This is a genomic window from Psychrobacter sp. A3 (assembly GCF_028823565.1).
In the GTDB taxonomy this organism is placed as follows: Bacteria; Pseudomonadota; Gammaproteobacteria; order Pseudomonadales; family Moraxellaceae; genus Psychrobacter; species Psychrobacter celer.
Genome location: NZ_JAPEHS010000138.1, coordinates 1 through 3,257 on the forward strand (window position 1 = coordinate 1; position 3,257 = coordinate 3,257).

Genomic DNA, 3,257 nt, shown 5'->3' on the forward strand with positions numbered 1-3,257 from the left:
TTATCTCATTTTTATCGCCATTTTTAAAATGAGGACACGCCCTAGTCAATCCAATATGAAATTGGCACATCTGATGCCAGTAGGACGGTACTTGCCCAAAAATATCTGCATGTTTTTCTTATCACTTCTGCAAAATACCTGTAGTATGAATAAAAAGTTGTCTTGGCTTCGTTGAGTGATATGAACAGCCCTCGATCTCGCACCATTCCTATGCTTATCTGGCGCTCTGTCGTACAGGTCATTACGCTGGCTGTGTTGGCAGGATTTATATTGTCTTTTGTCTATGGTCTGACTTATCATTACAAAGAAACGCATCGGCATATAGATCAGCTTGCCGCGGTATTGACCGCCAGCGCCTCGACAGCAGAAGGGGCAGATATCGTAGCGGAGCAAGTTGCCTTTTTATTAGAAAATGAGCCAAGTATTCAGAGTATTTTATTTTACTCAACCCCTCAGCCTATCAGTGATACCAGTCAATCTAGAGGCGATTGGAAAAACGCCCTGTTTGCCGATACGGTCAGCTTTAATTACCCAGTCGTCAGTAATGACTTGCAACCAGACAGTCTCACTATTGCCGCTACATTCTCTGATGCTGATGGTTTACCGCGCCAGTCATCAGGCGTAGCGGTGTCCTCAAGCACCACAAAAAATGCCAAGAGTACGCTGGTCGGTTATATTAATATCACCTTAGATGTCAATAAGCTGCGCGCAAGCTGGTTTCAAAGCAATGCTTTATTGTGGCTGGTTACGATTTTGCTGGTTGTGGTCTGGGCACTGTATGTCTTACGTCAGCTCAACTGGCCGGTTAGGGATTTGGAGGCGCTCACTGAAGTATGCGACATCATCATTAGGACGCCTGAGCTTGAAAAACTACCCGTTATCGCTCAGCATTTTAATTTTCAGGAGCTGGCGCAAATCAAGCAGGCTTTGATTGTACTGTTTAAACGCTTGCAAGACGTCAAACAAGACTATGAAGCGGTGGCGATCTTTGAGCAGCAGCTACACAGCAAAGATGTATCGCTCGATGTGCAGCTGCATAATTTTCAGAGCATGATAACCCACGAGCTAAAAACCTCATTAAATGCCATTGTCGGCGGCTTACAACTGCTAGATTATGAAACCTTGAGCCGAGAGCAAAAAGACGCGGTCGATATCATCAGTAGTGGCAGTGACAAGCTGGTGTCTTCGCTTGAGCATATCATTCAGTTGAATCAGATACAAAAAGGTCAGATGACCATTCATCTTAGTGAGTTTAACCCACTACAGCTGATCGCTGATCTGTTGGCAGAGTTTGAGCCTATCGCTAAACGTAAGGGCTTAGAGCTGATTAGCCAAGTGCATCATATAGATTATGGCCTACAAGGTGATGTAAAAAAGATACAGCAAATACTCTCGATTTTGCTAAGTAACGCCATTAAGTTTACCTCAGCGGGGCAGGTTACCATTACCTCGCAGCTCACGCATTTTGATAAAAGTAATCGCTGGCAGATTAGCGTAAAAGACACGGGCATCGGCATCGATAACAATCACATCGACGATATTTTTAATCCGTTTTTTCAGGTGGATTCGTCACAAACGCGGCAATACGAAGGCTCAGGGATAGGCTTGCCCGTCGTCAAACAAATGGCCCAGCTGATGGGAGCGAGTATCGATGTCCATAGTGAGCTGGGCGTTGGTACAGAGTTTGTCTTGACCATTCCTCTGCCCAACCAACAGCAAGTCCATCAGCAGCAAGTGCTGGCGGGGCTGAGTATTATTTACTATTATTATCACGAAGCGGGATTTTTGGTGGAAGAGCTTGAGCGGTTAGGCGCGCAGGTGATCTGCCATCAGCATGAGCAGCTGGCGCTAGATGAGATGCGCCACAAAAAAATCGACATAGTGATGTTTGCAGAAGACGTGTATCCTGCGAGGGCAGAGGCATTGGCCACTCGTATTCGTCAGATAGAAAACGCTGATATCACCCATCGGGCGCTATTGATATACTGGTATCCAAAACACCACGTGCGCAGCTTAGAGAGCTTTGAGCATGGGCTAAAAGCCGCTGGTGTCGACTATTGCCACATGGTGACATATAGTGATAAAGGGTTGAGCGATTTGATAAAACGCTGGCTCATTTAGACATAATATGGTGGGATTAACTACAGACATGGCGAGATGAGTGTGATACTACAAGCCTTGATTTTATGCAAACAAAAAAAGACGCTACGGTAGATGAGCGTCTTTTTTTTGTATATAAGTTATGCCAAGTGCTTAAAAAAAGCTTTGTACCCAGCGAACCACACGCTGCCAAGTGCGGCTCAAAAATCCTGATTGTTCGATGTCACTGGTGGCAATAACAGGCACGGATGCCACTGCCTTGCCGTCGATGACCGCCATCATTTTACCGATGTTTTGTCCTTTTTTGATGGGGGCTTCTAAGCTTTCGGGGATGTCGACCACGGTGGTTATTTTGTTTTTTTGCGTCTTACTGGTCAGTATTTGCAAGTTATCGCCTGTGACCAGCTCAATTTCGTCGGTCTCGCCAAACCAGACAGGTACTTTACTGACAAACTGCCCAGCAGGTGCTTTGGTGACGGTGGTAAAGTGACCAAAACCCCAGTTAAGCAGCTCGCGCGACTGGTCGGCACGGGCTTGCGGGCTTTCGGTGCCCATGATCACAGAAATCAGACGCATGCCATCACGTTTGCTCGAGGCGGCCAAGCAGTAGCCTGCAGCGTCTGTATGCCCGGTTTTTAGACCGTCGACCGTGGGGTCAGTCGCTAGTAGGGCGTTGCGGTTGCCTTGTGTGATGCCATTGTAGGTAAACTCTTTTTCGGCATACAAGCCATAGTAGTCGCCGCTGTTTTTGATGATGGCGCGCGATAGCTTGGCCAAGTCCAGCGCTGAAGCTCTATGGCCTTCGTCAGGCATACCTGTCGAGTTGACAAAATGGGTGTTTTCCATGCCCAGCTTTTCTGCTTGCTCATTCATCAAGATGGCAAACGAGGCTTCGCTACCAGCGATATGCTCTGCCATGGCTTTTGAAGCATCATTACCAGATTGAATGATGATGCCGCGCAGCATGTCGAGGACACTAGCGGTTTTATTGACAGGGACGTACATACAAGACTGACTGCTACTGCCGCGGCACCACGCATTTGGGCTCATCAGCACTTGATCGTCTTCTTTTAGGTCGCCTGAGGCGAGGCGCTGCTCGATGATGTAGCTGGTCATCATTTTTGTCAAAGATGCTGGCGGTAGCGCTTCATTGGCGT

The 3,257-nt window shown here is 47.3% G+C and carries 2 protein-coding genes; one reads left to right on the plus strand and one right to left on the minus strand.

All coding sequences use genetic code 11. From position 1 onward, the window contains the following. Positions 1-180: 180 nt before the first annotated feature. A complete protein-coding gene (locus NK638_RS12065; protein WP_274633201.1) occupies positions 181-2,121 on the plus strand; it encodes a sensor histidine kinase in 1,941 nt (646 codons plus the stop codon). Between the two features lie 132 nt (positions 2,122-2,253). Here the strand turns inward: NK638_RS12065 and NK638_RS12070 are convergent. Then, the coding region (locus NK638_RS12070) for a D-alanyl-D-alanine carboxypeptidase family protein (RefSeq protein ID WP_274633202.1) at positions 2,254-3,257 on the minus strand (1,004 nt) is incomplete at its 5' end.